This window comes from Curtobacterium sp. TXMA1 (assembly GCF_020162095.1).
Taxonomy (GTDB): Bacteria; Actinomycetota; Actinomycetes; order Actinomycetales; family Microbacteriaceae; genus Curtobacterium.
Map to the genome: position 1 here is coordinate 2,034,734 of NZ_CP083910.1, position 22,456 is coordinate 2,057,189.

The 22,456-nt window shown below is 71.2% G+C and carries 24 protein-coding genes; 6 read left to right on the top strand and 18 right to left on the bottom strand.

Annotated features, from left to right (window positions below; genetic code table 11):
• Positions 1–200: 200 nt before the first annotated feature.
• Complete coding sequence (locus tag LCG91_RS09615) at positions 201–1,640, bottom strand: sugar porter family MFS transporter (RefSeq protein ID WP_224441244.1); 1,440 nt, start codon at positions 1,638–1,640, stop codon at positions 201–203.
• Positions 1,641–2,021: 381 nt separating this feature from the next.
• Here LCG91_RS09615 and LCG91_RS09620 point away from each other — a divergent pair, with 381 nt between their 5' ends.
• Positions 2,022–2,621 carry a M23 family metallopeptidase gene (locus LCG91_RS09620; protein ID WP_224441245.1) on the top strand — a complete coding sequence of 200 codons (600 nt, stop codon included), beginning with the start codon at positions 2,022–2,024 and terminating at the stop codon, positions 2,619–2,621.
• Between the two features lie 38 nt (positions 2,622–2,659).
• On the opposite strand, the gene LCG91_RS09625 is transcribed toward LCG91_RS09620, so the two are convergent.
• The 9 genes from LCG91_RS09625 to rplS form a co-directional block, all read right to left on the bottom strand.
• Entirely contained in the window at positions 2,660–3,628 is a 969-nt protein-coding gene (locus tag LCG91_RS09625; protein WP_224441246.1) for a tyrosine recombinase XerC, read from the bottom strand.
• A 25-nt stretch (positions 3,629–3,653) separates the two neighbouring features.
• Entirely contained in the window at positions 3,654–4,925 is a 1,272-nt protein-coding gene (dprA, locus tag LCG91_RS09630) for a DNA-processing protein DprA (protein ID WP_224441247.1), read from the bottom strand.
• Positions 4,922–6,442, bottom strand: a complete 1,521-nt coding sequence (locus LCG91_RS09635) for a YifB family Mg chelatase-like AAA ATPase (RefSeq protein ID WP_224441248.1) — start codon at positions 6,440–6,442, stop codon at positions 4,922–4,924. The genes dprA and LCG91_RS09635 overlap by 4 nt, the downstream gene beginning before the upstream one ends.
• Positions 6,439–6,792, bottom strand: a complete 354-nt coding sequence (locus LCG91_RS09640; protein ID WP_058730089.1) for a YraN family protein — start codon at positions 6,790–6,792, stop codon at positions 6,439–6,441. The genes LCG91_RS09635 and LCG91_RS09640 overlap by 4 nt, the downstream gene beginning before the upstream one ends.
• Before the next feature lie 152 nt (positions 6,793–6,944).
• Positions 6,945–7,301, bottom strand: coding sequence for a histone-like nucleoid-structuring protein Lsr2 (locus LCG91_RS09645; RefSeq protein ID WP_058730090.1), 357 nt, complete (start codon positions 7,299–7,301; stop codon positions 6,945–6,947).
• A 134-nt stretch (positions 7,302–7,435) separates the two neighbouring features.
• Positions 7,436–7,759, bottom strand: a complete 324-nt coding sequence (locus LCG91_RS09650; protein ID WP_058730091.1) for a DUF2469 family protein — start codon at positions 7,757–7,759, stop codon at positions 7,436–7,438.
• 46 nt (positions 7,760–7,805) lie between these two features.
• Positions 7,806–8,510: a ribonuclease HII gene (locus tag LCG91_RS09655; protein ID WP_224441249.1), complete on the bottom strand. Its 705-nt coding sequence runs from the start codon at positions 8,508–8,510 to the stop codon at positions 7,806–7,808.
• Positions 8,507–9,250 carry a signal peptidase I gene (lepB, locus tag LCG91_RS09660; protein WP_058730093.1) on the bottom strand — a complete coding sequence of 248 codons (744 nt, stop codon included), beginning with the start codon at positions 9,248–9,250 and terminating at the stop codon, positions 8,507–8,509. Before lepB ends, LCG91_RS09655 begins: the two co-directional genes overlap by 4 nt.
• Before the next feature lie 182 nt (positions 9,251–9,432).
• Positions 9,433–9,786: a 50S ribosomal protein L19 gene (rplS, locus tag LCG91_RS09665; protein WP_058730094.1), complete on the bottom strand. Its 354-nt coding sequence runs from the start codon at positions 9,784–9,786 to the stop codon at positions 9,433–9,435.
• A gap of 165 nt (positions 9,787–9,951) precedes the next feature.
• Here rplS and map point away from each other — a divergent pair, with 165 nt between their 5' ends.
• A complete protein-coding gene (gene map, locus LCG91_RS09670) occupies positions 9,952–10,743 on the top strand; it encodes a type I methionyl aminopeptidase (protein ID WP_224441250.1) in 792 nt (263 codons plus the stop codon).
• A gap of 197 nt (positions 10,744–10,940) precedes the next feature.
• Here the strand turns inward: map and trmD are convergent, their stop codons facing one another.
• From trmD to LCG91_RS09695, 5 genes are all read right to left on the bottom strand, one after another.
• Entirely contained in the window at positions 10,941–11,633 is a 693-nt protein-coding gene (trmD, locus tag LCG91_RS09675) for a tRNA (guanosine(37)-N1)-methyltransferase TrmD (protein ID WP_224441251.1), read from the bottom strand.
• Positions 11,634–11,635: 2 nt separating this feature from the next.
• Positions 11,636–12,196 (bottom strand): ribosome maturation factor RimM, encoded by a 561-nt coding sequence (gene rimM, locus LCG91_RS09680; RefSeq protein WP_318010431.1) that lies wholly within the window; start codon positions 12,194–12,196, stop codon positions 11,636–11,638.
• 19 nt (positions 12,197–12,215) lie between these two features.
• Positions 12,216–12,452 carry an RNA-binding protein gene (locus tag LCG91_RS09685; RefSeq protein ID WP_058730104.1) on the bottom strand — a complete coding sequence of 79 codons (237 nt, stop codon included), beginning with the start codon at positions 12,450–12,452 and terminating at the stop codon, positions 12,216–12,218.
• A 4-nt stretch (positions 12,453–12,456) separates the two neighbouring features.
• The gene (rpsP, locus tag LCG91_RS09690) at positions 12,457–12,873 is read right to left on the bottom strand and encodes a 30S ribosomal protein S16 (protein ID WP_058730105.1); all 417 of its coding nucleotides are present in this window, start codon (positions 12,871–12,873) and stop codon (positions 12,457–12,459) included.
• A 183-nt stretch (positions 12,874–13,056) separates the two neighbouring features.
• Positions 13,057–15,219, bottom strand: a complete 2,163-nt coding sequence (locus LCG91_RS09695; protein WP_224441252.1) for an FAD-dependent oxidoreductase — start codon at positions 15,217–15,219, stop codon at positions 13,057–13,059.
• Positions 15,220–15,297: 78 nt separating this feature from the next.
• Here LCG91_RS09695 and LCG91_RS09700 point away from each other — a divergent pair, with 78 nt between their 5' ends.
• Positions 15,298–16,428: a glutamate--cysteine ligase gene (locus LCG91_RS09700; RefSeq protein ID WP_224441253.1), complete on the top strand. Its 1,131-nt coding sequence runs from the start codon at positions 15,298–15,300 to the stop codon at positions 16,426–16,428.
• Positions 16,429–16,500: 72 nt separating this feature from the next.
• Here the strand turns inward: LCG91_RS09700 and ffh are convergent, their stop codons facing one another.
• Positions 16,501–18,057 carry a signal recognition particle protein gene (gene ffh / locus LCG91_RS09705; RefSeq protein WP_224441254.1) on the bottom strand — a complete coding sequence of 519 codons (1,557 nt, stop codon included), beginning with the start codon at positions 18,055–18,057 and terminating at the stop codon, positions 16,501–16,503.
• A gap of 95 nt (positions 18,058–18,152) precedes the next feature.
• Here ffh and lipB point away from each other — a divergent pair, with 95 nt between their 5' ends.
• On the top strand, positions 18,153–18,842 hold the full coding sequence (gene lipB, locus LCG91_RS09710; RefSeq protein WP_152999084.1) for a lipoyl(octanoyl) transferase LipB: 690 nt from the start codon (positions 18,153–18,155) through the stop codon (positions 18,840–18,842).
• Complete coding sequence (lipA, locus tag LCG91_RS09715; RefSeq protein WP_058748734.1) at positions 18,839–19,822, top strand: lipoyl synthase; 984 nt, start codon at positions 18,839–18,841, stop codon at positions 19,820–19,822. Before lipB ends, lipA begins: the two co-directional genes overlap by 4 nt.
• A gap of 79 nt (positions 19,823–19,901) precedes the next feature.
• On the opposite strand, the gene LCG91_RS09720 is transcribed toward lipA, so the two are convergent.
• Both LCG91_RS09720 and ftsY read right to left on the bottom strand, forming a co-directional pair.
• Positions 19,902–20,060, bottom strand: coding sequence for a DUF4175 domain-containing protein (locus LCG91_RS09720; RefSeq protein WP_137767577.1), 159 nt, complete (start codon positions 20,058–20,060; stop codon positions 19,902–19,904).
• Positions 20,061–20,171: 111 nt separating this feature from the next.
• A complete protein-coding gene (ftsY, locus tag LCG91_RS09725; RefSeq protein WP_058748735.1) occupies positions 20,172–21,041 on the bottom strand; it encodes a signal recognition particle-docking protein FtsY in 870 nt (289 codons plus the stop codon).
• Positions 21,042–21,256: 215 nt separating this feature from the next.
• On the opposite strand from ftsY, the gene LCG91_RS09730 reads away from it, so the two are divergent.
• Positions 21,257–22,282: a TerC family protein gene (locus tag LCG91_RS09730; RefSeq protein ID WP_224441255.1), complete on the top strand. Its 1,026-nt coding sequence runs from the start codon at positions 21,257–21,259 to the stop codon at positions 22,280–22,282.
• Positions 22,283–22,456: the final 174 nt, after the last annotated feature.

Genomic DNA, 22,456 nt, shown 5'->3' on the forward strand with positions numbered 1-22,456 from the left:
CGTCGTCGAAGGAACGCTGTCGTTCGACTGTCGCAGTGGACGCGCGAAGTCAGCGCGCCGGAGCGCGCTGCGGTGGTAATGCTAGCAGGTCCTGACGCCCCGACCGACGCAGGTGCGGGAGGAGACCGTGGACGGACGGGAGGCGCGGTGCGGGACCGACCCGCACCGCGCCTCCCGTCAGGTGGTGACGCTGGAACCGCCTACTTGGCGGAGACCGTGTCGCCCTCCGCCGTGATGCCCATCTCCTCGAGGGAGCGGCCCTTGGTCTCCGGGATCTTCGCGATGACGAAGAACAGCGAGAGCAGGGCGAACAGGGCGTAGATGCCGTACGTCACGGTCAGGTTGAAGCCGGACAGCACCGGGAAGGAGATCGTGACGACGAAGTTCGCGACCCAGTTGGCCGCCGAGCCCACGCCGAGCGCGGTCGCACGGATGCGGTTCGGGAACATCTCGCCGAGCAGGACCCACATGAGCGGTCCCCAGGTGGCACCGAAGGACACCACGAAGAGGTTCGCGAAGATCAGCGCGATGAGGCCCCAGGCGCCGGGCAGCTGCGGCGCGCCGTCGACGATGGTGGCCTGCGAGAACGCGATCGCGACCATGGTCAGCGAGACGAACATGCCCGTCGAACCGGCGACGAGCAGCGGCTTCCGGCCGAGCTTGTCCACCGTGAAGATCGCGATGAAGGTCACCGCGACGTTCACGACCGAGGTGATGGTCGAGATCAGGAAGGACTGGTCCTCCTTGAAGCCGACCGCCTGCCAGAGCGTCGTCGAGTAGTAGAAGATCACGTTGATGCCGACGAACTGCTGCAGCACGGCGAGGATGATGCCGACCCAGACGATGGGCTGCAGGCCGAAGCGGTTGCCCCGGATGGAGCCCTTCTTCTCGTTCGCTTCCTTCTTGATGCCGTCCTGGATCTCCTCCAGGCTCGTGTTCACGGTGTCGCGCGGGACGATCTTGCCCATCACGTCACGGGCGTCGTCGGTGCGGCCCTTGGCGAGCAGGAAGCGCGGGGACTCCGGCAGCGTGATCGCGAGCACGCCGTAGACGACCGACGGCACGACGCCGACCAGGAACATCCAGCGCCAGGCGGCGAGGCCGAGGACCTGCTCGGAGGCGCCGCCGGCGGTCACCGCGAAGATCTGGTCGGAGAGCAGCGCGGCGAAGATGCCGAGCGTGATGGCGAGCTGCTGGAACGATGCCAGGCGGCCGCGGATCGCCTTCGGGGAGACCTCGGAGATGTACGCGGGGGCGATGACCGAGGCGGTTCCGATGCCGAGTCCGCCGACCAGACGCCAGATGACGAGGTCCCAGGTCGCGAACGCGAAGGCCGAGCCGATCGAGCTGACGAAGAACAGCACCGCGGCCCAGAACATCACACGGGTGCGGCCCCACCGGTCGGCCAGGCGACCGGCGAAGTAGGCACCGAAGGCACAGCCGACGAGCGCGGAGGCGACGGCGAAGCCGCTGGCGGCCTCGGACAGGCCGAACTCGCCCTTGATCGCGTCGACGGCTCCGTTGATGACGGAGGAGTCGAATCCGAAGAGGAAGCCGCCGACTGCCGCCGCGATGGCGAACAGGGTGACCTTCCCCTTGAACGCACGGTCCTCGCCGTGCTGGGTGGACGTGTTCGACACGGTGCTCCAGGTTTCTTGCCGCCGTGCTGGGTGGCGCACGGTGCCCCGGCGGTCGGCTGGTTCGCCGTCCGAGCGGCGTTGCGTGTTCCGGAGCGGCCCCGACTGTACTCGCTGGCGGCTCGCGGGGCACATCGGGGCGCGGCGGTGGCGCGGCGGGGCGGTGGGTCGTGCGTACGGCGGGGTTGCGTGATCGCGCGCGTTCTTCGACGTTCTGCGTGTCGATCGTCACGCGTGGTGTCGCGTTCGTCGGTCGGGGGCGGACACGAGCGCGGCGCCGCACCGATGACCGACGTTCCTGCACAGTCCGGGGGGCAGCGGTCACCGTCCCCAGGTCGGCCCACCGCCACCCGCGCGCCCGGCTGACTCCGACACGCTCGACACATGCGTCGGTCACCGCTCCTCCCCCGCCGGCAGGTCGGGTTCCTCGTCCTGCTGGTCGCACTCGTCGTCGCGCTCGCCGGTCCGCTCCTGCCGGCGCGACCGGCTGCAGTCGGGGCGGAAACCATCCGGGCGAAGACCATCCGGACGGAGGGAACGGTCGCTGCCGAGGACGACCCTGCGTCCCCGTGGGTGTGGCCGACGGGGACGCACGAGGTGGTCCGGCCGTGGGAGGCACCCGCGGACGAGTACGCGGCGGGGCACCGCGGCATCGACCTTCCAGCACCCCTCGGGGCGCCCGCGGTCGCGGTGGCGGACGGCACGGTGTCCTTCGCCGGACAGGTCGCCGGTCGGGGCGTCGTGACGATCGACCACGGTGACGGCCTGGTGAGCACGCTGGACTCGGTCGAGCCCTCGGTGTCGACGGGCGAGACGGTCCAGCAGGGCGCGGCGGTCGGGGTCGTCGCCGTCGGCCACTGTCCAGCCACCGACCCGTGCGTGCACCTCGGTGCCCGGGTCGACGGTCGGTACGTCGATCCGCTGCCGTTCCTGTCACCGGCTGCCTGGCCGGTGCTGCTCCCCGAGTCGGCGTGGCCGGGATGACCCCGCGACGGGGCCCGGCTGCCGTGAGCCGACGACGGTCAGGCGCGGGGGTGCGCGGTCCGGTACACCTCGCGGAGACGTGCCGATGACACGTGCGTGTAGACCTGCGTCGTCCCGAGGCTCGCGTGCCCGAGCAGCTCCTGCACGGCGCGGAGGTCCGCTCCCCCGTCGAGCAGGTGCGTGGCCGCGGTGTGCCGGAAGGTGTGCGGCCCGCTCGGCCCCGCGCCGGGCAGGTCCTCGAGCGCCCGCGCGACCACGCGGTACACGCTCCGGACGCCGAGTCGGCCGCCCCGATCACCGAGGAACAGCGCGTCGTCAGCGGCTCCGGCGGCTCCGGCGGTTCCCGCGGCTCCGGCGGTTCCCGCGGCTCGGGCCGCCAGGACCGGGCGCCCCCGGTCGAGCCACCCCTCGAGCGCGTCCCGTGCCGGAACACCGAAGGGCACCACACGCTCCTTCCCACCCTTGCCGAGCACCCGGACCGTCAGTCGGGAGCGGTCGAGGTCGTCGACGTCGATCCCGACGAGTTCGCTGACCCGGATGCCCGCGGCGTAGAGCAGCTCGACGACCGCCAGGTCCCGCAGTGCCCCGGGGTCGTCCGTCTCCGCGCGGGCGGCGAGTCCGTCGAGCACCGTCCGGACCTGGTCCGTCGAGACGACCCGCGGCAGGTGTCCGGCCCCCTTCGGCGCTCGGAGCCGCACGGCAGGGTCGGTGTCGAGCAGTCCGCTCTCGCTCGCCCAGCGGGTGAAGGCACGGACCGAGGACGACCTGCGGGCGATGGTCGACCGGGCGAGCCCCCGCTGGTCGGCGTCCCAGAGCCAGTCGCGCAGGACCTCGAGGCCGAGGCCACGGGCGGCGTCGATCCCCCGTTCGGCGGTGAACTGCACCAGCTGGTCGAGATCGTTGGCGTAGGCGCGCACGGTCTGCTCGCTGAGCCCGCGTGCGCCCCGGACGTGGTCGAGGAACGACTCCACCGCCGCCACGAGCCGTCCGTCCGCCTGCGCCTCCACGACCCCAGGCTAGGTGCGTTCCCGGTCACGACCTGGCCCACCCGCCGACGGTGTGCCGGACGAGTCCCTGCAGCTCGGCCAGCGCGAGCGCGTCCACCACCGCTCCGGTGGACATGCCCGAGCGGACGGCGATCTCCTGTTCGCCGAGCGCCCGCCGACCCAGAGCGTCGAGCACCCGGACCACCTCGGGGTCCTGCCGCCCACCGCCGAGCGGCTCATCGCCGCGCGACTCGTCGCCGTGCGGCTCGCCACCACGAGGGGTCGACCGACCCCGCACGGAGCGCCCCTGTGCCCCGAGCACGGCGTCGACGGGATCACCCGCCCCCACCACGATCTGCGCACGCCCATCGGCGACGAGTCGGTGGCACCCGACCGAGGCGGACGACGAGAACGCACCCGGGACGGCGAACACGGGCCGTCCGAGCTGTGCGGCGTGGTGCGCGGTGTTCAGCGCGCCCGACCGAGCGCCCGCCTCGACCACGACGGTCGCCGCGCCGAGCGCCGCGATGAGCCGGTTGCGAGCCAGGAACCGCCACCGCGTCGGTCGGGTCCCCGGCGGCGACTCCGCCAACAGCGTCCCCTGACGAGCCACGTTGCGCAGCAGCTCGACGTTGCCGGTCGGGTAGAGCTGGTCGATCCCGCCCGCCAGGACCGCCACGGTCGGGGTGCCCGCAGCGACGGCGACCCGGTGCGCGGTGGCGTCGATGCCGTACGCCCCGCCGCTGACCACCGTGCAGCCGGCGTCGGCAGCGGTCGAGGCGATCTCCGCCGTCGCCTCCGCCCCGGCCACGGTGTTCGCGCGTGACCCGACCACCGCCAGCGCCGGCCCGGAGGCTCGCCGTCCCGAGCGCGTCCACAGCACGACCGGCGCGTGCGGGCCGAGGTCGTCGACGGCACGCGGCCACCATGCGGTCCCGGGGACGACGAGCCGCGCGCCGACGGAGCGTGCCGCATCGAGCGTCGCCAGGACGTCGACCCTCCCGAGCCGCGGCCCCCACCGCTCGAGGGCCACCCGCACCGTCTCGGCGAAGGCCGCCGTGGACTCGGCGCCGGGGACCGCTTCGTCCGTGCACGTGTCGAGCAGGCCCTGCAGCCCGTCGTCCAGGGCTGCTCGCACCAGCGCGAAGGAGCGTTCGGCTCCGAGCGCCTGCACGAGCAGCCCGGCGACCGAGTCACCGGGCTCCACCACCGCCGACCACGCCACGCGCGCTGCTGTCTCGACCAGGTCGACGGCATCCGCACCACCCCGACCCAGGGCAGCTGCGGTCGCGCCGAGCAGGTCCTGCGCCTCGTTCACAGCGCACCCCGGAGTGCGAGGGCCTCACGCACGTGCCGCCCGCCCGGCCGGTCGTCGCCCTGCAGGTCGGCGAGCGTCCACGCGAGGCGCATGGTCCGGTCCCAGCCGCGCATCGTCAGCGTGCCGAGGTCGAGTGCCCGGTCCAGCATCGTGGTCGCACCGGGCTCCGCCCGACCGGGGCCGCGCAGCCACGCCCCGGACACCTCGGCGTTGCGCGTCCACTCCGTGCCGGCGAGCCGCATGCACATCGCTTGCCGCGCCGCCTCGACGGTCGCCCGCGCCTGCGCCGTCGTGGGCGTCGTCCCGTCCTCGCCCCGGATCAGTCCGGTGGTCACCCGCGGCACGCGCACCCGGATGTCGATCCGGTCGAGCAGTGGCCCGGACATGCGACCGAGGTACCGACGGACGGTCGCCGGCGGGCACTCGCAGGGCTGCCGTGGCGACCCCGCGTTGCCGCACGGACAGGGGTTCGCCGCGAGCACGACCTGACAGCGTGCGGGGAACTCGGCGGCGCCGGCAGCGCGGTGCACGGTGATCCGGCCGGACTCCAGCGGCTGCCGGAGCGCGTCGAGCACCGCACGCGGGAACTCGGGTGCTTCGTCGAGGAACAGCACGCCCCGGGTCGCGCGGGACACGGCACCCGGCCGCACCGTCCCCGAACCGCCGCCGATCAGGGACACGGCGGAAGCCGAGTGGTGCGGAGCCTCCCACGGTGGTCTGGTGGTCCACGAGGCGACACCGTGCCCGGCGACCGACCGCACCGCCGCGACCTCGAGCGCCGCGTCGTCGTCGAGGTCCGGGAGCAGGCCCGGGAGTCGCTCGGCGAGCATGGTCTTCCCGGCGCCGGGCGGCCCGACGAGCAGGGCGTGGTGCCCGCCGGCGGCCGCGGCCACGATCGCCCGGACACCGGTCGGGTTGCCCACGACCTCCGACAGCTCGGCGACGGGCGTCCGCTCGGGGAGCACCGGCGGCGCGGCGACCGGGTCGACGTCCACCGGTGGGAGGAGCGCCCCGGCGTCGATCGCCGCCGCCCGGAGGGAGTCCACCGCTCTGATCTCCACGCCGCGCACGAACCGTGCCTCGTCCGCGTTGCCGGTGGGCAGCACCACCCGCTCGGCGCCGGCGTCCCGCGCCGCGAGGACCATCGGGACGACGCCGGGCACGGGCCGGAGCCGTCCGTCGAGCCCGAGCTCCCCGATGTACACCACGCGCTCGCTGACCCGGGGCGCGACGTCGGCACCGGCGAGCACCGCCATGGCGATCGCGAGGTCGAATCCGGACCCCCGCTTCGGGATCGCCGCCGGCGTCAGGTTCACGGTGATCCGCCTGGCAGGCAGCGGCGCTCCGGCGTTCGCCGCCGCTGCTCGCACCCGCTCGCGGGCCTCACCCAACGAGGTGTCCGGCAGGCCGATGATGCTGAAGGCGGGCAGCTGGCTCGTCAGGTGCGCCTCGACCTCGATCCGTCGCCCGGTCACGCCGAGCAGGGCGACCGCGGCGGACCGACCGATGCTGGTCACAGGATCCCCGGCAGGTGCTCGACGCCGAACCGGTCACCGGCGACGTGCACCGCCACCGCATCGAGGCGGACGGCCGCAGCGTGCGTCTCCGGGTGCGCCGCGAACCACATCGGCACCAGCTGACGGAGCCGCGCGGTCTTCGTCGCGGTGATCGCTTCGAACGGGTGCCCCGTGCCCGTCCCCGCGCGCGTCTTGACCTCGACGAAGACCAGGGTCTGTCCGTGCCAGGCGATGACGTCGACCTCGCCGCGGGCGCACCGCCAGTTCCGCTCCACCAACCGGTACCCGCGCGCCGTGAGCCATTCCACCGCACGGTCCTCGCCGTACGTGCCGAGTGTTCGTCGTTCCATGTCGTTGCCTCCACCGACGACGATGCGGCAATGCAACGGGTGCAATCCGCCGGACGGCAGATCTGTGGACGAGCACTTGCGATGAGAATGTTGTGCAGGAATGACGAGACCCCGGATGCCGTCAGGACATCCGGGGTCTCGTGTTCTGTGCGTCAGTGTGCGGCTGCGTACGCTTCCTGCACCTGGGTCGAGATGCGGCCGCGGCTCGAGACCTCGTACCCGTTCTCCTTCGCCCACTCGCGGATCTTCGCGAGTTCCTCGGAGTTCCCGCGCTTCGGCGCGGACTTCGGCGCGGAGCCGCCGTTCCCACCGGAACGACGACCGGACACCTTGCGGGCCGCTGCGACGTAGTCGGAGATCGCTTCGCGGAACTTGTCGACGTTGTCGTCGGAGAGGTCGATCTCGTAGTTCGATCCGTCGAATGCGAACTCGACGGTCCGGCCTTCACCTGCGGCGATCGGCGAGTCGTCGAGGTCGTCGACGAGCTGGACGGTGACCTTCTGTGCCATGTCGTGCTCCTGTTCGGAAGAGGTGTGGTCCCCACGACGACGAGTCCTGGGGAAAGCTTCTCCACCACCGTAGCGCGACAATTGCAGGAATGTGTCCGGAAAAGCGGCTGAGTCGCAATTCCAGAAACTGTGGATCACTCGTCGAGTGCGAGTTCCTTGGGCAGTTCGAGTTCTCGCGAGGTGAGTTCCTCGACGTTCACGTCCTTGAAGGTGAGCACCCGGACGGACTTCACGAACCGGTCGGAACGGTAGACGTCCCAGACCCACACGTCGTTCATCGTGAGTTCGAAGTAGAAGTCGTGCTCGGTGTCACGGCGGACGAGGTCGACCTCGTTCGCCAGGTAGAACCGCCGCTCGGTCTCGACCACGTACCGGAACTGCGACACGACGTCGCGGTACTCGCGGTACAGGGCAAGTTCGACCTCGCGGTCGTAGTCGTCGAATTCGTCGTCATCCATCGCCCGCACAGTCTACGGCGAGACCGGCGACCGTGGACGCAGTCGGTCAGCCGGCGACGGAGAGCTCGTCGAAGCCGTCGAGCGCGACGCTCGAGGCCTGGTGCAGCCAGCTCTTCCGGTGCAGCGGGTGGGCACCTGCTGCACGGATGCCGTCGTAGTGGGCGGTGGACCCGTACCCCTTGTTCGACGACCACCCGTAGTGGGGAGCGTCCTCGTGCGCGGCGATCATCAGCGCATCCCGCTCCACCTTCGCGACGACGGACGCCGCGGCGACCGAGGCGCAGTCCCGGTCGGCCTTCACGCGCACCAGGACGTCGAGCGGACCGCCTGAGGGGGCGAGGTCGGCCGGCACGGCACGCGACAACCAGTCGAACGACCCGTCGAGCACCACGACCGTGTCGTCGAGGGACACCCCGTCGCGGACGAGCGCGCCGAGGGCCGCCGCACCCGCCTGACCGAGCGCGGGCACGATCCCCTGCCGGTCCACCACGTCCGCCGACGCCATCCCCACGGCGGTCCGCGCCCACCGCCGGACGACCGGCACCAACTCGGTCCGACGGGCAGCGGAGAGCAGCTTCGAGTCGGCGAGCCCCTGGGGCACACGTCCGATGTCGAGCGTCACCGCCGCGACTCCGACGGCCACCGGACCGGCGATGGCGCCGCGGCCGACCTCGTCCATGCCGATCACGGTCAGCCGACCGGAACCGAGCAGCTTCTTCTCGACCCGCAGCGAGGGCCGGACCGGGGTCACCGGTCCTTCTCCTCCACGCCCGCGAACACGTCGGGGTAGTCGTCGAGCCACGTCCACCGGCTGGTGGGCCAGGAGATGACGAAGGCCCTGCCGGTCACGTCCGAGAGCGGCACGAACCCCTTCGACGGCGTGTCACGGTTGTACCGGGAGTCCTTCGAGTCGTTCCGGTTGTCACCCATCACCCAGATCGTCCCCTCGGGCACGGTGACCGAGAACGGGTCGGCCGACGCCGGGGCACCGCTGGGCAGCAGCGTGTACGGCTCCTTGAGCGGGACGCCGTTCACGGACATCTGCCCGAGGTCGTTGCAGCACGTCACCTTGTCGCCCGGCAGGCCGATGACGCGCTTGATGAGGTGGTCGTCACTGTCACCGGTCCCCAGGCCGACCTGGGTGAGGAGCCAGTCGATGGCCTTCGCCGGCTGCGTGGTGGGAGCGACGCTCGGGACGTCCGCGCCGCTCAACCACCCGCCCGGGTCCTTGAACACGACGACGTCACCGCGCTTCAGCGACACCACGTCGGGCACCAGCTCGTTGACGATCACCCGGTCGTTGACCTGCAGCGTGTTCTCCATCGACTCCGACGGGATGTAGAACGAGCGGATCAGGAACGTCTTCACGAGGAACGAGACGAGCAACGCCGCGAGGAAGATGATGACGAGGTCCCGCAAGAACGTCAGGACACCGTTGCCCTGCTTCTCGGCCCGTGGGCGGCGCCCCGATCCTTGGGTGGTGTCCGTCATGTCCGCTCTCGTTCAGGAGCACGCCGACCGGCGTGCCGACCCACGCCCGCACTGGTCGGGCGTGGAAGACCCGGCGCCCCGTGGAGCGCGCTCAGCGGGAAAGCCCCCCGTCGATGCACAACCGTACATCGGCGGGGGGCGTCCAGTGGAACCCGGCTCGCGGGCCCTCACTGTGAAGGCGATCAGGCGTCGCGCTTCTCCTTGATCTTGCGGCGGGCCGCCTTGCCGCGGAGCTCGCGCAGGTAGTAGAGCTTCGCGCGACGGACGTCACCGCGGGTGACGACCTCGATGTGGTCGATGATCGGCGAGTGCACCGGGAACCAGCGCTCGACGCCGACCTGGAAGCTCACCTTGCGGACCTTGAAGGTCTCGCCGAGGCCGTGGCCCTGGCGGGCGATGACGACACCCTGGAACACCTGGACGCGCGAGCGCGTGCCCTCGATGATGTTGACGTGCACCTTGATGGTGTCGCCGGGGCGGAAGTCCGGGACGTCGGTGCGCAGGGACGCTGCGTCGACGTGGTCGAGGAGCTGCATGTTCGTTCACTCTCTGCGGACGCGCACGGGTCGCCGCGGATCGGTTCTGGAAAGAAGTGTCCGTGCCCGGAATCGGCGACTCCCCCGTGGCAGAGTCCAGCCAGGGCACAGCGTCCAATCCTGCCACAGAACGGGCACTCCCGCCAACCGGTGCAGGATGGGACCATGATCGAACTCCGCACCCCCGCCGAGCTGGAGGGCCTGCGCGCCGCCGGCCGGTTCGTTGCCGACGTGCTCGACGAGCTGCTCGAGACCGTCGACGTGGGCGTGAACCTCCTCGACCTCGACCGCGTCGCTGCGAGGATGATCGCCGACCGCGGCGCGGTGAGCTGCTACGTCGACTACCACCCCTCGTTCGGCAACTCACCCTTCGGCAAGAACCTGTGCACGTCGGTCAACGACGCCGCCCTGCACGGCCTGCCCCACGACCGCACGCTCGTCGACGGCGACCTCGTGAGCCTCGACTTCGCCGCGAGCGTCGACGGCTGGGTGGCGGACTCCGCCGTCACGGTGCAGGTGGGCACCGCACGGGACGAGGACCAGCGGCTCGTCGACACGGTCGAGCGCGCACTGGTCGCCGGCATCGAACAGTTCCGGCCAGGCAACAAGCTCGGCGACGTCTCCTACGCCATCGGCCGGGTCGCGAAGGACGCCGGTTTCACCGTCAACACGCAGTTCGGTGGACACGGTGTCGGACGCACCATGCACGGAGACCCGCACGTGCCGAACGACGGCCGCCCGGGGCGCGGGCTGAAGCTCCGGCCCGGCCTGGTCGTCGCGATCGAGCCGTGGCTCATGCAGGGCACCGACGAGCTCGTGCAGGACGAGGACGGCTGGACGCTGAAGAGCGTCGACAGATCACGCGCCGCGCACGTCGAACACACGGTCGCGGTGACCGAGGACGGTCCCGAGGTCCTCACCCTGCGTCGCGCCCAGCGCGCCGACGCGACCGCCTGACGGACGGGAGGCGCGGCGCACCCCCGCCCCGCGCCTCCCGTCCGCGCACATCCGCGAAGGCGACAGATCACCGCCGACGGTCGGCGGCAGCCTGTCGCTCCGGCGGAACAGACGGACGGACCGACGGACAGACAGATGGCCCGTCAGGCTGGCGGGCAGCCGGACAGACGGGCTCGGCAGCCTGTAGACGGCGCGCGCTACGCGTCGGGCAGCAGGTCCGGACGGACCCGACGGGTCCGCTCCACCTGCTGCTCGTGCCGCCAGGCGGCGACGCGGGCGTGGTGTCCGCTGAGCAGGACGTCCGGCACCTCGAGGTCCCGCCAGACGGCGGGCTTCGTGTACGAGGGGTACTCGAGCAGGCCGTCCTCGTGCGACTCCTCGACGAGGGACTCGGGGTTGCCGACGACACCGGGGACGAGTCGACCGACCGCCTCGATCATCGCCATCGCCGCGACCTCGCCGCCGTTCAGCACGTAGTCGCCGAGGGACAGCTCGACCACGGAGCAGCGCGAGGCCGCCCAGGCGAACACCCGTGCGTCGATGCCCTCGTAGCGCCCGCAGGCGAAGACGAGGTGATCGTGCTCGGCGGCCAGCGACCGGGCGATCGACTGGCGGAAGGGGGTCCCGGCGGGCGTGGGGACGACGAGTGTCGACGACCCGTCCTCTCGGAGGATCGACGACAGCGCCTGTGCCCACGGCTCGGGCTTCATCACCATGCCGGCACCACCGCCGTAGGGGGTGTCGTCGACGGTGCGGTGCCGGTCCGTCGTCCAGTGCCGCAGGTCGTGCACGTGCACGTCGAGCAGTCCGTCGACACGGGCCTTGCCGAGCAGCGAGACGTCGAGCACGGAGAAGAACTCCGGGAAGATCGTGACGATGTCGATCCGCACGATCAGCCTTCCGGTTCGGTCGGCGTGACGGTCTCGGGCCGCGAGGTGTCCTCGGGGTCCTCGAACAGCCCCGTCGGGGGCGTCACCGTGACCGTCCCCGCCGTGATGTCGACCGTCGGCACGATCGCCGAGACGAACGGCACCAGGACCTCGCCGCGCGAGGGGGTGTCGATCGCGAGCAGGTCCTGCGCGGGCAGGTGGTCCACGCGTGCGACCGTCCCGACCTCGACGCCGTCACGGAGCACACGCAGGCCGACCAGCTGGTGGTCGTACCAGGCGTCGTCCTCGCCGGTCTCGGCGTCGGCGTCCTGCTCCACCCAGAGGATCGCCCGCGCGAGTGACTCAGCAGCGGTGCGGTCCGAGACGCCCTCGAAGAAGGCGACCGGGTGGCCGTTGTACCAGCGGAGCTCGTCGATGGTCAGGGTCTTGCCCGACCACGGCGAGTCCGAGGGGACCTGGAGCGTGAACTCCGCCCCCGGTGTGAACCGACGATCCGGGTCGTCGGTGTAGAGCTCGAGCTTGATGCCGCCCTTGAGCCCGTGCGCCTTCGTGATGCGACCCACCCGGAGCTGGGTCGTCTCCCTAGGAATCGGTGTCGACCACGTCGACCCGCACCCGCTTGCCGTCGGCGAGTGCCGAGACGAGGGTGCGGAGCGCCTTTGCGGTCCGTCCGGCGCGACCGATCACGCGACCGAGGTCCTCGGGGTGCACACGCACCTCGAGGACCTCGCCACGTGCAGAGGTGGAACTGGCGACGCGGACGTCGTCCGGGTGATCGACGATCCCCTTGACGAGGTGCGTCAGCGCAGAGTCGAGCAAGGAATCAGGCCTCGGTCGTCTCGGCGGCGTCGTCGGCCGACTCGGCCGGAGCAGCGGCGGGGGCCGTCTTCTCCGACTTCGGCTTCAGCACGGCCTTCTTGGCGGTGTCCGCGACGAAGGCCTGCTTCGGCTCGGCGACCTTGACGGTGGACTCGGTGTTGCCCTCGCCCTTGAACTTGCCCCAGTCGCCGGTCAGCTTGAGGAGCGCCGCGACCTGCTCGGTCGGCTGCGCGCCGACGCCGAGCCAGTACTGGGCACGGTCCGAGTTGATCTCGATGACCGAGGGCTCCTCGGTGGGGTGGTACTTGCCGATCTCCTCGATGACACGACCGTCGCGCTTGGTGCGCGAGTCGGCGACGACGACACGGTAGTACGGCGCACGGATCTTACCGAGACGCTTGAGACGGATCTTGACAGCCACAATTGCTCCTGTTGCGTGTTGTTGTGGTTGAACCGGAACCGCGGGCGTGGGGGCACGCGCGGTGGAAGCTCGAAGGGAGTCGCGACCTGCTGGATAGAGGGTCGAGCAGACGCGATTCGACCGTTCATTCTTGCAGGTTTCCGCCCGAGAAGCGAGTCGGGACGCGCCGACGCCGGACCGGGATCAGGGAGCGAGCACCCGGACGGCGTCGATCGCCTCGCTCGTGGCCCGGACTGCGTCGACGCTCCTGGCGTCCCGGGCACCACCGACGACCGCGTACGGCACCCCGGCGGCGGCCAGACCAGCGGCGAGTCCCGCTCCCGCGACGGCGGCGCCGGGGCGCTCGGCACCACCCGGGGCGTCCGGACCGCCCTCGACCACGGGCGAGCGCTCCTGTCCGGCGCACACGACGACGTGGTCGGCCGGCACCGCGGTCTCCCGACCGTCCTCGTCCCGGATCCACAGCGTGCCCGGCTCGATGCGCAGGTACTCCTGCACGCCGCCGATCATCCACACCCCGGCGTCACGGAGCCGCCCGACGGCCACCCAGCGCGACGTGATGCCGATGCCCTGCCCGAACTTCCCGGACCGTCGGAGCACCGTCACGTCGCTCCCGGGCCGGAGCGTCCGTCCCGCCACGGGCTGCCGTTGCGGGAGGTCGCCGACCAGGTCGTCGGCCACGGTGACGCCCCAGCGGGCGGCGAACTCCGCAGCACGCACGGACTCGTCGGGCGACTCGACCAGGAAGGCCGCGGTGTCGACGCCGATGCCGCCGCCGCCGATCACCGCCACGGTCCCCGGCGGGACCCCGTCGCGCAGGGCGTCCTCGTAGGTCACCACGTGCGGCAGCTCGGCGCCCGGCACGGCGATCCGGCGCGGGACGACACCGGGTGCGAGCACCACGGCGTCGCTGTCGAGCAGGTCCGCCGCGGTGGCCGTGCGACCGAGGTGCACGGTTGCCCCTCGGTCCTCGAGTTCGGCGCGGGCAGCCCGGACCGTCGCGGCGTAGTCCTCCTTCCCGGGGACGACCGCGGCCAGCGCGAACTGCCCGCCGAGCGTGTCCGAGGCCTCCCAGAGCGTCACCTCGTGTCCCCGCCGTGCGGCGTCCACCGCGGCGGCGAGCCCCGCGGGACCACCGCCGACGACGTCGACGCGCTTCGGGTCGGTCGTGGGGCGCAGCGGCAGGGCGAGCTCACGCCCGGCCCGCGGGTTCACGAGGCACGACACGGGCTGTCCGACGATCGAGCGGTCGAGGCAGGCCTGGTTGCAGCCGATGCAGGTGTTCACGAGGTCGAAGCGCCCGTCGAGCGACCGGCGGACGATGTCCGGATCGGCGAGCAACGGGCGGGCGAGCGCCACGGCGTCGACCTGTCGGTCGCGGAGCACCGCCTCACCGTCGCGCAGGTCGGTCATCCGGTTCGAGGCGATCACCTGCACCTCGGGGTGCGCGGAAGCCCGGACCACGCGCGCGATCCGCTCGGCGTGGGCGAGCCAGGCCCCGTGCGGCACCGAGGCCTGGACGGTGGGCGTCCGCGACTCGTGCCAGCCGATGCCGACCGACACCGCGTCGAGACCGAGCGGCAGCAGGTCGTGCACCAGCGCGTCGACCTCGTCGTCGGTCGTCGACCCGGGCACGAGGTCCGCGCCGGACAACCGGATTGTCACCGCCAGGTCCGGGACCGCCGCCCGGACGGCACGGACGACCTCGACCGCGAAGCGACGGCGGCGCTCGGCGTCCCCGCCCCACTCGTCGTCGCGGAGGTTGGTCAGCGGCGACTGGAACTGGTTGACCAGGTAGCCCTCGGACGCCATGATCTCCACGCCGTCGAAGCCGATCGCGGCAGCGGACCGAGCTGCCGCGGCGAAGTCGTCGATCGTGCTGCGCACCTCGGCGTCGGTGAGCGCGACCGGCTGCACACCGCGTGCAGCCGCCCAGGGCAGCGCCGAGGGCGCCACGACGCGCTGCGGTCGGCCGTGGCGGTCCACCATGCCGTTCGCCAGCGCGTAGCGGCCCGCGTGGAAGAGCTGCGCGAGCACCGCACCACCCTCGTCGTGCACCGCGTCGACCGCGACCCGGAACCGCTCGTCCGCTCCCCCGACGCCGAACACCGCGAAGTCCGGGCCGCCGCGAGCCTCGTCGCTGACCGCGATCCCGCCGGTGACGATGCACCCGACCCCGCCGGCCGCGCGCTCGCGGTAGAACGCGGCCATCGCGGCGCCCCCGTCGTCGAGGACCTCGAGCCCGGTGTGCATCGACCCCATGACGACCCGGTTCCGCAACCGGAGCGGCCCGAGGCTCCACGGCGACGAGAGGACGGCGAGGTCGGTGACGGCAACGCTGCTCATGGGACCACTCTGCCGGACGACGTGCCCGGGACGGAGTTCCTTGTACCGACCCTCCAACCCGACGGGCAGGATGGCCCCATGGACATCCGCTTCACCGAGTCCCGCCCGTCGACCATCGGCGTCGAGTGGGAGCTCCCGCTGGTCGACCGCGGCACCGGCGACCTCGCGCCCCGTGCCCCCGCCGTGATCGCCGCCGTGCAGGAACGGCTCGTCGACCACGACCGGGTGACCGAGGAGCTCCTGACGAACACGGTCGAGGTCGTCACGGGTGTACACGAGACGGTGGGCGGCGCGACGAGCGAGCTCGCGGGCATCATCGGCGAGGTGATCGACGCCGCCGAGCCGCTCGACGCCCAGGTGATGTGCTCCGGCACCCACCCGTTCGCGCAGTGGGACCAGCAGGAGATCACGGCCGACAGCGAGCACTACACCACGCTCATCGACCGCACGCGGTGGTGGGGCCGGCAGATGCTCATCTGGGGCGTGCACGTGCACGTCGGCATCGACGACCGGGACAAGGCGGTGCCGATCATGAACGCGATGCTCGCGTACGTGCCGCACCTGCAGGCGTTCACCGCGTCGAGTCCGTTCTGGGGCGGCACCGACACCGGCTACGCCTCGAACCGTGCGCTCATGTTCCAGCAGCTCCCCACCGGCGGCCTCCCGCCGGGCATCGACGACTGGCGCGGCTTCGAGACCGTCGTCGACGACCTGACGAAGACCGGGGTGATCGACGGCTTCAAGGACCTGCGGTGGGACATCCGCCCCTCGCCGGGTTGGGGCACGCTCGAGAACCGGGTGTCCGACGGCATCTCCACGCTGCACGAGGTCGGCGCCGTCACCGCCTTCGTCCAGTGCCTGGTCACCGCGCTGTCCGACCGGCTCGACCGGGGCGAGACCCTGCCGTCGATGCAGCCGTGGTTCATCCGTGAGAACAAGTGGCGCGCGGCCCGCTACGGCATGGAGGCGGAGATCATCACGAACGCCGCCGGCGACGAGCGCCTGGTCACCGACGAGGTGCACGACCTGGTGACACGGCTCGATCCGATCGCGGAGCGTCTCGGGTGCCAGCAGGAGCTGCACCACCTCGACACGATGATCGCCGAGGGTGCCTCGTACCAGCGGCAGCTGCGGGTGGCGCAGGAGAACGGCGGGGACCTCCGCGCGGTGGTCCGCCACCTGGTCACCGAGCTGCGCGAGTCGCTCTAGACGCGGCCCACGAACGGACAGGAGGCCCGTGGCGGGATCGCCACGGGCCTCCTGTCCGTCGTCCGGTCGCGACTAGCGACCCAGGAACTTCTGCAGGCTGGCCAGCTCTTCCTCGGTCGGCGCCTTGCCGCCCTTGCCGCCACCGAACCCGAAGCCCGAGCCGGTCGGGGCCTGCTGCTGCGGCTGCGCCGCCGCACCCGACGCGAGCGCCGCGCGCTTGGCGGGGTTGCCGACCTTCTTCTTCTTCGCGCCGCCCTGCTGCTGCTTCTTCTTGCCGCCGTGCATGCCGGGGACGGGACCCATGCCGGGCATCTGCGGGACGCCACCGCGCGCGACGGTCTTCATCATCTTGGCGGCCTGCTCGAAGCGGTTCACGAGGGCGTTGACCTCGGTCACGGTGGTGCCGGAGCCCTTCGCGATGCGGAGGCGTCGCGAGCCGTTGAGGAGCTTCGGGAGCTCGCGCTCCTGCTTCGTCATCGACTGGATGATCGCCTCGGTCCGGACGATCTCGCTCTCGTCGAAGTTGTCGAGCGCCTCGCGCATGCCCTTCGCGCCGGGGAGCATGCCGAGCATGCCCTTGATCGAGCCGGCCTTGCGCAGCTGCTGCATCTGCGCGAGGAAGTCGTTCAGCGTGAAGGAGTCGGTCGCGATCTTCTCGGCGACCTTGCGGGCCTCGTCCTCGTCGAACGCGGACTGCGCCTGCTCGATGAGCGACAGGATGTCGCCGAGGTCGAGGATGCGGCTCGCCATCCGGTCCGGGTGGAACGGCTCGAAGTCGTCGAGCCCCTCGCCCGTGGACGCGAACATGATCGGTCGACCGGTGACACTGGCGACCGACAGGGCCGCACCACCGCGGGCGTCGCCGTCGAGCTTCGACAGGACGACCCCGGTGAAGTCCACGCCCTCCTGGAAGGCACGAGCGGTCGCGACGGCGTCCTGACCGATCATCGCGTCGATGACGAAGAGGACCTCGTCCGGGTCGACGGCCTTGCGGATGTTCGCCGCCTGCTTCATGAGCTCGGCGTCGACACCGAGTCGACCGGCGGTGTCCACGATCACGGTGTCGTACTGCTGGTCGACCGCGGCCTTGACCGCGTTCTTCGCGACCTTGACCGGGTCGCCGACGCCGTTGCCCGGCTCGGGGGCGAACACGTGCACGCCGGCCTGCTCGCCCACGACCTGGAGCTGCTGCACGGCGTTCGGACGCTGGAGGTCCGCCGCGACGAGCATCGGGGTGTGGCCGTCCTTCTTGAGCCACTTGCCGAGCTTGCCCGCGAGCGTGGTCTTGCCGGCGCCCTGGAGGCCAGCGAGCATGATCACGGTCGGCGGCCGCTTCGCGAACTCGAGGCGTCGCTGCTGCCCACCGAGGATGCCGACGAGTTCCTCGTTGACGATCTGGACGACCTGCTGCGCCGGGTTGAGCGCCTTGTTGACCTCGTCCGAGAGCGCGCGTTCCCGCACCGAGGCGGTGAAGGCCTTGACGACCTCGAGCGCGACGTCCGCGTCGAGCAGGGCCCGGCGGATCTCGCGGACGGTGCCGTCGACGTCGGACGGGGACAGACGACCCTTGCTCCGCAGGTTGCGGAAGGTCTCGGTCAGCCGATCGGAGAGTGAGCCGAATTGTGCCATGGTCCGACGATTCTACAGGCCCGCCCCCGACCACCCCGGACCGCCGACGGACAGGTTGTTGGACTGCGTCCAGGAACAGGGGTAGCGTGCTCGACGTGCCGCAGCTCGAGATCATCCGCTGGCCCGGCCTCCTCGACTACGAGGAGGGCCTCACCGTCCAGCGGGCGTACCACGCCGACGTCGTCGCCGGCCGCTCCCCCGGCGTCGTCGTGCTGTGCGAGCACCCGGGCGTCTACACGGCCGGGCGACGGACCGAGTCCACGGACCTGCCGACCGACGGCTCCCCGGTGGTCGAGGTCGACCGGGGCGGGCGGATCACCTGGCACGGGCCGGGACAGCTCGTGGCCTACCCGATCGTCCGGCTCGCCGACCCGCTCGACGTCGTCGCGTGGGTCCGCGACCTCGAGCAGGTCGTCCTCGACGCCGCAGCATCGGTGGGGGTCACCGCCGAGCGGGTCGCCGGGCGCAGCGGCGTCTGGGTGCCCCGACCGGGCGGTGGCCCGCACGACAAGGTCGGCGCGATCGGCCTGCACGTCGCCGAGCACGTCTCGAGCCACGGCATCGCGGTCAACTGCGACAACGACCTCACCCCGTACGGCGCGATCGTGCCCTGCGGCATCGCCGACGCGGGCGTCACCACCCTGAGCCGCGCGGCGGGCCGACCCGTCACCGTCGACGAGGTCGCCGCCCTCGTCGGGCCACGCATCCAGCAGGCCGTCGACGGCATGCACGCCGGTCGTCGGATCAGCGCCACCAGCACCACGCGACAGGAGGTCGCCGCATGACCCTCGCCCCCGAAGGCCGCCGCATGCTCCGCGTCGAGGCCCGGAACGCCGAGACGCCCATCGAGACCAAGCCCGCGTGGATCAAGACCCGCGCGACCCAGGGACCGGAGTTCCGCGACCTGTCCGCGCTGGTCCGGGACAAGCAGCTGCACACCGTCTGCCAGGAGGCCGGCTGCCCGAACATCTTCGAGTGCTGGGAGGACCGCGAGGCGACCTTCCTGATCGGCGGCTCGCAGTGCACCCGGCGCTGCGACTTCTGCCAGATCGACACCGGCAAGCCCAGTCCGCTCGACCGCGGCGAACCCCGGCGCGTGGCGGACTCCGTCGTGTCGATGGGCCTGAAGTACGCGACCGTGACCGGGGTGGCGCGCGACGACCTCGACGACGGCGGCGCCTGGCTCTACGCGGAGACCATCCGGCAGATCCACGAGCACTCCCCCGGCACCGGTGTCGAGATCCTCGTGCCGGACTTCAACGGCCGCCCCGACCAGCTCGGGCAGGTGTTCGACGCCCGGCCGGAGGTCTTCGCGCACAACGTCGAGACGGTGCCGCGCATCTTCAAGCGCATCCGTCCCGCCTTCCGCTTCGAGCGCTCCCTCGACGTCATCACCCAGGGCCGTGACGCCGGACTCGTGACGAAGTCGAACCTCATCCTCGGGATGGGCGAGGAACGTCACGAGGTGATCGACGCACTCGAGCAGCTGCACGAGGCCGGCACCGACATCATCACGCTGACGCAGTACCTCCGTCCGTCGCCGAGGCACCTGCCCGTCGCGCGCTGGGTGAAGCCGGAGGAGTTCGTCGACCTGCGCGAGATCGCCGAGGACATCGGCTTCTCCGGCGTGCTCGCCGGGCCGCTCGTCCGGTCGTCCTACCGGGCGGGACGGCTGTGGGCGCGAGCGACGGTCGCGCGCGGGGGGACGGTCCCGCCGCACCTCGCCCACCTGCTCGAGGCGACGCCGGGTCGCCAGGCCGTGTAGCGCAGCCCCGGCGACGGACGGACGGACGGGAGGCGCGGTGCCAGCTGGCACCGCGCCTCCCGTCCGTCAGTGTGTCGCGTCAGGCGCGACCGCGGATGCTCCGCAGCAGCCAGCCGATGACGGCCAGCAGGATGAGGACGATGCCGACCCACAGCAGGAACTTCAGGGCACCGACGAAGATGCCGCTGAAGAGCAGGACGAGGCCGACGATGATCGCGATGATCAGCAGTGCGGGCATGAGGGTCTCCAATCCCTGGAACGAGACCGAGCGGATGCCCGGACCGTCAGGGACGCTACTCCCCGCGGCATGGACGCGTTCGCCGGGAGCGTGACGGAGGCGCTGCGACAGTCAGCCGACGAGGTTCTGGACGAAGACGTGCGGCGTGAAGCCGGTGAGGTCGTTGATGCCCTCGCCCTGGCCGATGAGCTTGATCGGGATGCCGGTCTTCTCCTGCACGCTGAGGACGAACCCGGCCTTCGCCGACCCGTCGAGCTTCGTGATCACGAGCCCGGTGACGCCGGCGCCCTCGATGAAGGCCTGCGCCTGGGCGAGACCGTTCTGCCCGGTCGTGGCGTCGAGGACGAGCAGCACCTCGGCGATCTCGGTCTGCTTCTCGACGACGCGCTTGATCTTGCCGAGCTCGTCCATCAGGCCGGCCTTGGTGTGCAGGCGGCCTGCGGTGTCGATGACGACGATCTCGGTGCCGTCGCGCATGGCCTTCTCGACCGTCTGGTACGCCACCGACGCGGGGTCCTGACCGGGCTGCGCGGGCCGCACGACCTCGACCCCGGCGCGCTGCGCCCATGTCGCCACCTGCTCGACCGCTGCCGCACGGAAGGTGTCCGCCGCGCCGACCACGACCGTGCGGTCGTAGGTCTTGAGGAACTTCGCGAACTTGCCGATCGTGGTGGTCTTACCGACGCCGTTGACGCCGACGACGAGCACGACCGCCGGGCGGTTGCTGAGCTTGAGCGTCGTGTCGAGCTTCGACAGGCGCTCCTCGAGCACCTCGCGGAGCATGCGCTGCAGGTCGGCGGGGTCCGTCGTGCCGTACCGGTCGACCCGGGCGTGCAGGTCCTCGATGACCTCGTCCGCGATGTCCGGGCCGAAATCCGCACCGATCAACGCGGTCTCGAGGTCGTCCCACGTGGTCTCGTCGATGGTCTTCCGCTGGAACAGGCCGCGGAGACGGGTGGACAGTGACCAGGAACTCGCCATGCTCCCAGCTTAGGGCGCACCGCATGGAGGCGGCGCCCGGTATCCTCGGTTCCTGAAGGGGAGTACTCCCGCGCGGCGCACCCGTCAGTACGGTCTGGGACGATCCAGACCCGGGACGCCGGTCGTGTCCGACCACCAGGTCGACACGGCGGAGGAGACCTTCAGGCATCGGCGTACCCGCAGACCGCGGGGCGCCCCCAACCTGAAGGAATCCGGTGGACGTCCCTCTCTACGTCTGGCTCATCACCATCGCGGGCATCCTCGCGCTGCTGGTGTTCGACTTCTACTCGCACGTGCGCACGCCGCACGTCCCGCACATCAAGGAGTCCGCGTTCTGGTCGGCGTTCTACGTCGGTCTCGCGATCCTGTTCGGTGTCGGCATCCTGGTCTTCGGCGGCGGACAGGCCGGCGGTGAGTACTTCGCCGGGTGGTTGACCGAGAAGGCGTTGTCGGTCGACAACCTGTTCGTCTTCCTCATCATCATGTCGAGCTTCGCGGTGCCGAAGGAGTTCCAGCAGAAGGTCCTGCTGGTCGGCGTCGCCATCGCCCTCGTCGCCCGCGGTGTCTTCATCGCCCTGGGTGTCACGATCATCGAGAACTTCTCGTGGGTCTTCTACCTGTTCGGCGCACTGCTGTTCTGGCTCGCCTGGTCGCAGGCGAAGGGCGGCGGCCACGACGAGACCGAGGGCGACTCGAAGCTGATCCGCGCCCTGCGCCGGGTCATCCCGACGACCGACGACTACCACGGCGACAAGCTCACGGCGCGCGTCGACGGCAAGCGTTTGTTCACCCCGATGCTGCTCGTCATGGTCGCGATCGGCCTGACGGACGTGCTGTTCGCCCTCGACTCGATCCCCGCGATCTTCGGTCTGACGCAGGACGCCTTCATCGTGTTCACCGCGAACGCGTTCTCACTCCTCGGTCTGCGCCAGCTGTACTTCCTCATCGCCGGACTGCTCGAGCGCCTGATCTACCTCGGTCAGGGCCTGGCGGTCATCCTCGCCTTCATCGGCGTGAAGCTCGTCTTCCACGCCATGCACGTCAACGAGCTGCCCTTCATCAACGGCGGCGAGCACATCGAGTGGGCCCCGGAGATCCCGATCTGGTTCTCGCTGAGCTTCATCGCGCTGACGATCGCCGTGGCCACCGCCGCGTCGCTCATCGTGTCGAAGAAGCGCCAGGAGCGCGGCCTGACCCCGACCGGTCAGCCGAGGGAGACCGTGGAGGCCGACGCGAAGTAGTCGCGAGGTCCGACGACGGGAGGCGCGGTGCCAGCTGGCACCGCGCCTCCCGTGCGTCTGCGGGCGGTGACCGTCCCGTTGCGTTCCGCGAGGGCGACAGTCAGCCGCGAACCGTCGGCGGCACACTGTCGCTTCCGCGGAACGATCCGGTGGCGGTCGGGCTGCTGGCGCTGG

What these genes read in the sequence shown, in the direction of transcription:
- LCG91_RS09645 (WP_058730090.1), bottom strand. Translation starts at nt 7,301, where the DNA reads ATGGCACAGAAGGTCACCGTCCAGCTCGTCGACGACCTCGACGACTCG.
- rplS (WP_058730094.1), bottom strand. Translation starts at nt 9,786, where the DNA reads ATGCAGCTCCTCGACCACGTCGACGCAGCGTCCCTGCGCACCGACGTC.
- lipA (WP_058748734.1), top strand. Translation starts at nt 18,839, where the DNA reads ATGACCCTCGCCCCCGAAGGCCGCCGCATGCTCCGCGTCGAGGCCCGG.
- LCG91_RS09720 (WP_137767577.1), bottom strand. Translation starts at nt 20,060, where the DNA reads ATGCCCGCACTGCTGATCATCGCGATCATCGTCGGCCTCGTCCTGCTC.
- map (WP_224441250.1), top strand. Translation starts at nt 9,952, where the DNA reads ATGATCGAACTCCGCACCCCCGCCGAGCTGGAGGGCCTGCGCGCCGCC.
- LCG91_RS09695 (WP_224441252.1), bottom strand. Translation starts at nt 15,219, where the DNA reads ATGAGCAGCGTTGCCGTCACCGACCTCGCCGTCCTCTCGTCGCCGTGG.
- lepB (WP_058730093.1), bottom strand. Translation starts at nt 9,250, where the DNA reads ATGACGGACACCACCCAAGGATCGGGGCGCCGCCCACGGGCCGAGAAG.
- LCG91_RS09640 (WP_058730089.1), bottom strand. Translation starts at nt 6,792, where the DNA reads ATGGAACGACGAACACTCGGCACGTACGGCGAGGACCGTGCGGTGGAA.
- ftsY (WP_058748735.1), bottom strand. Translation starts at nt 21,041, where the DNA reads ATGGCGAGTTCCTGGTCACTGTCCACCCGTCTCCGCGGCCTGTTCCAG.
- LCG91_RS09620 (WP_224441245.1), top strand. Translation starts at nt 2,022, where the DNA reads ATGCGTCGGTCACCGCTCCTCCCCCGCCGGCAGGTCGGGTTCCTCGTC.
- LCG91_RS09650 (WP_058730091.1), bottom strand. Translation starts at nt 7,759, where the DNA reads ATGGATGACGACGAATTCGACGACTACGACCGCGAGGTCGAACTTGCC.
- ffh (WP_224441254.1), bottom strand. Translation starts at nt 18,057, where the DNA reads ATGGCACAATTCGGCTCACTCTCCGATCGGCTGACCGAGACCTTCCGC.
- LCG91_RS09700 (WP_224441253.1), top strand. Translation starts at nt 15,298, where the DNA reads ATGGACATCCGCTTCACCGAGTCCCGCCCGTCGACCATCGGCGTCGAG.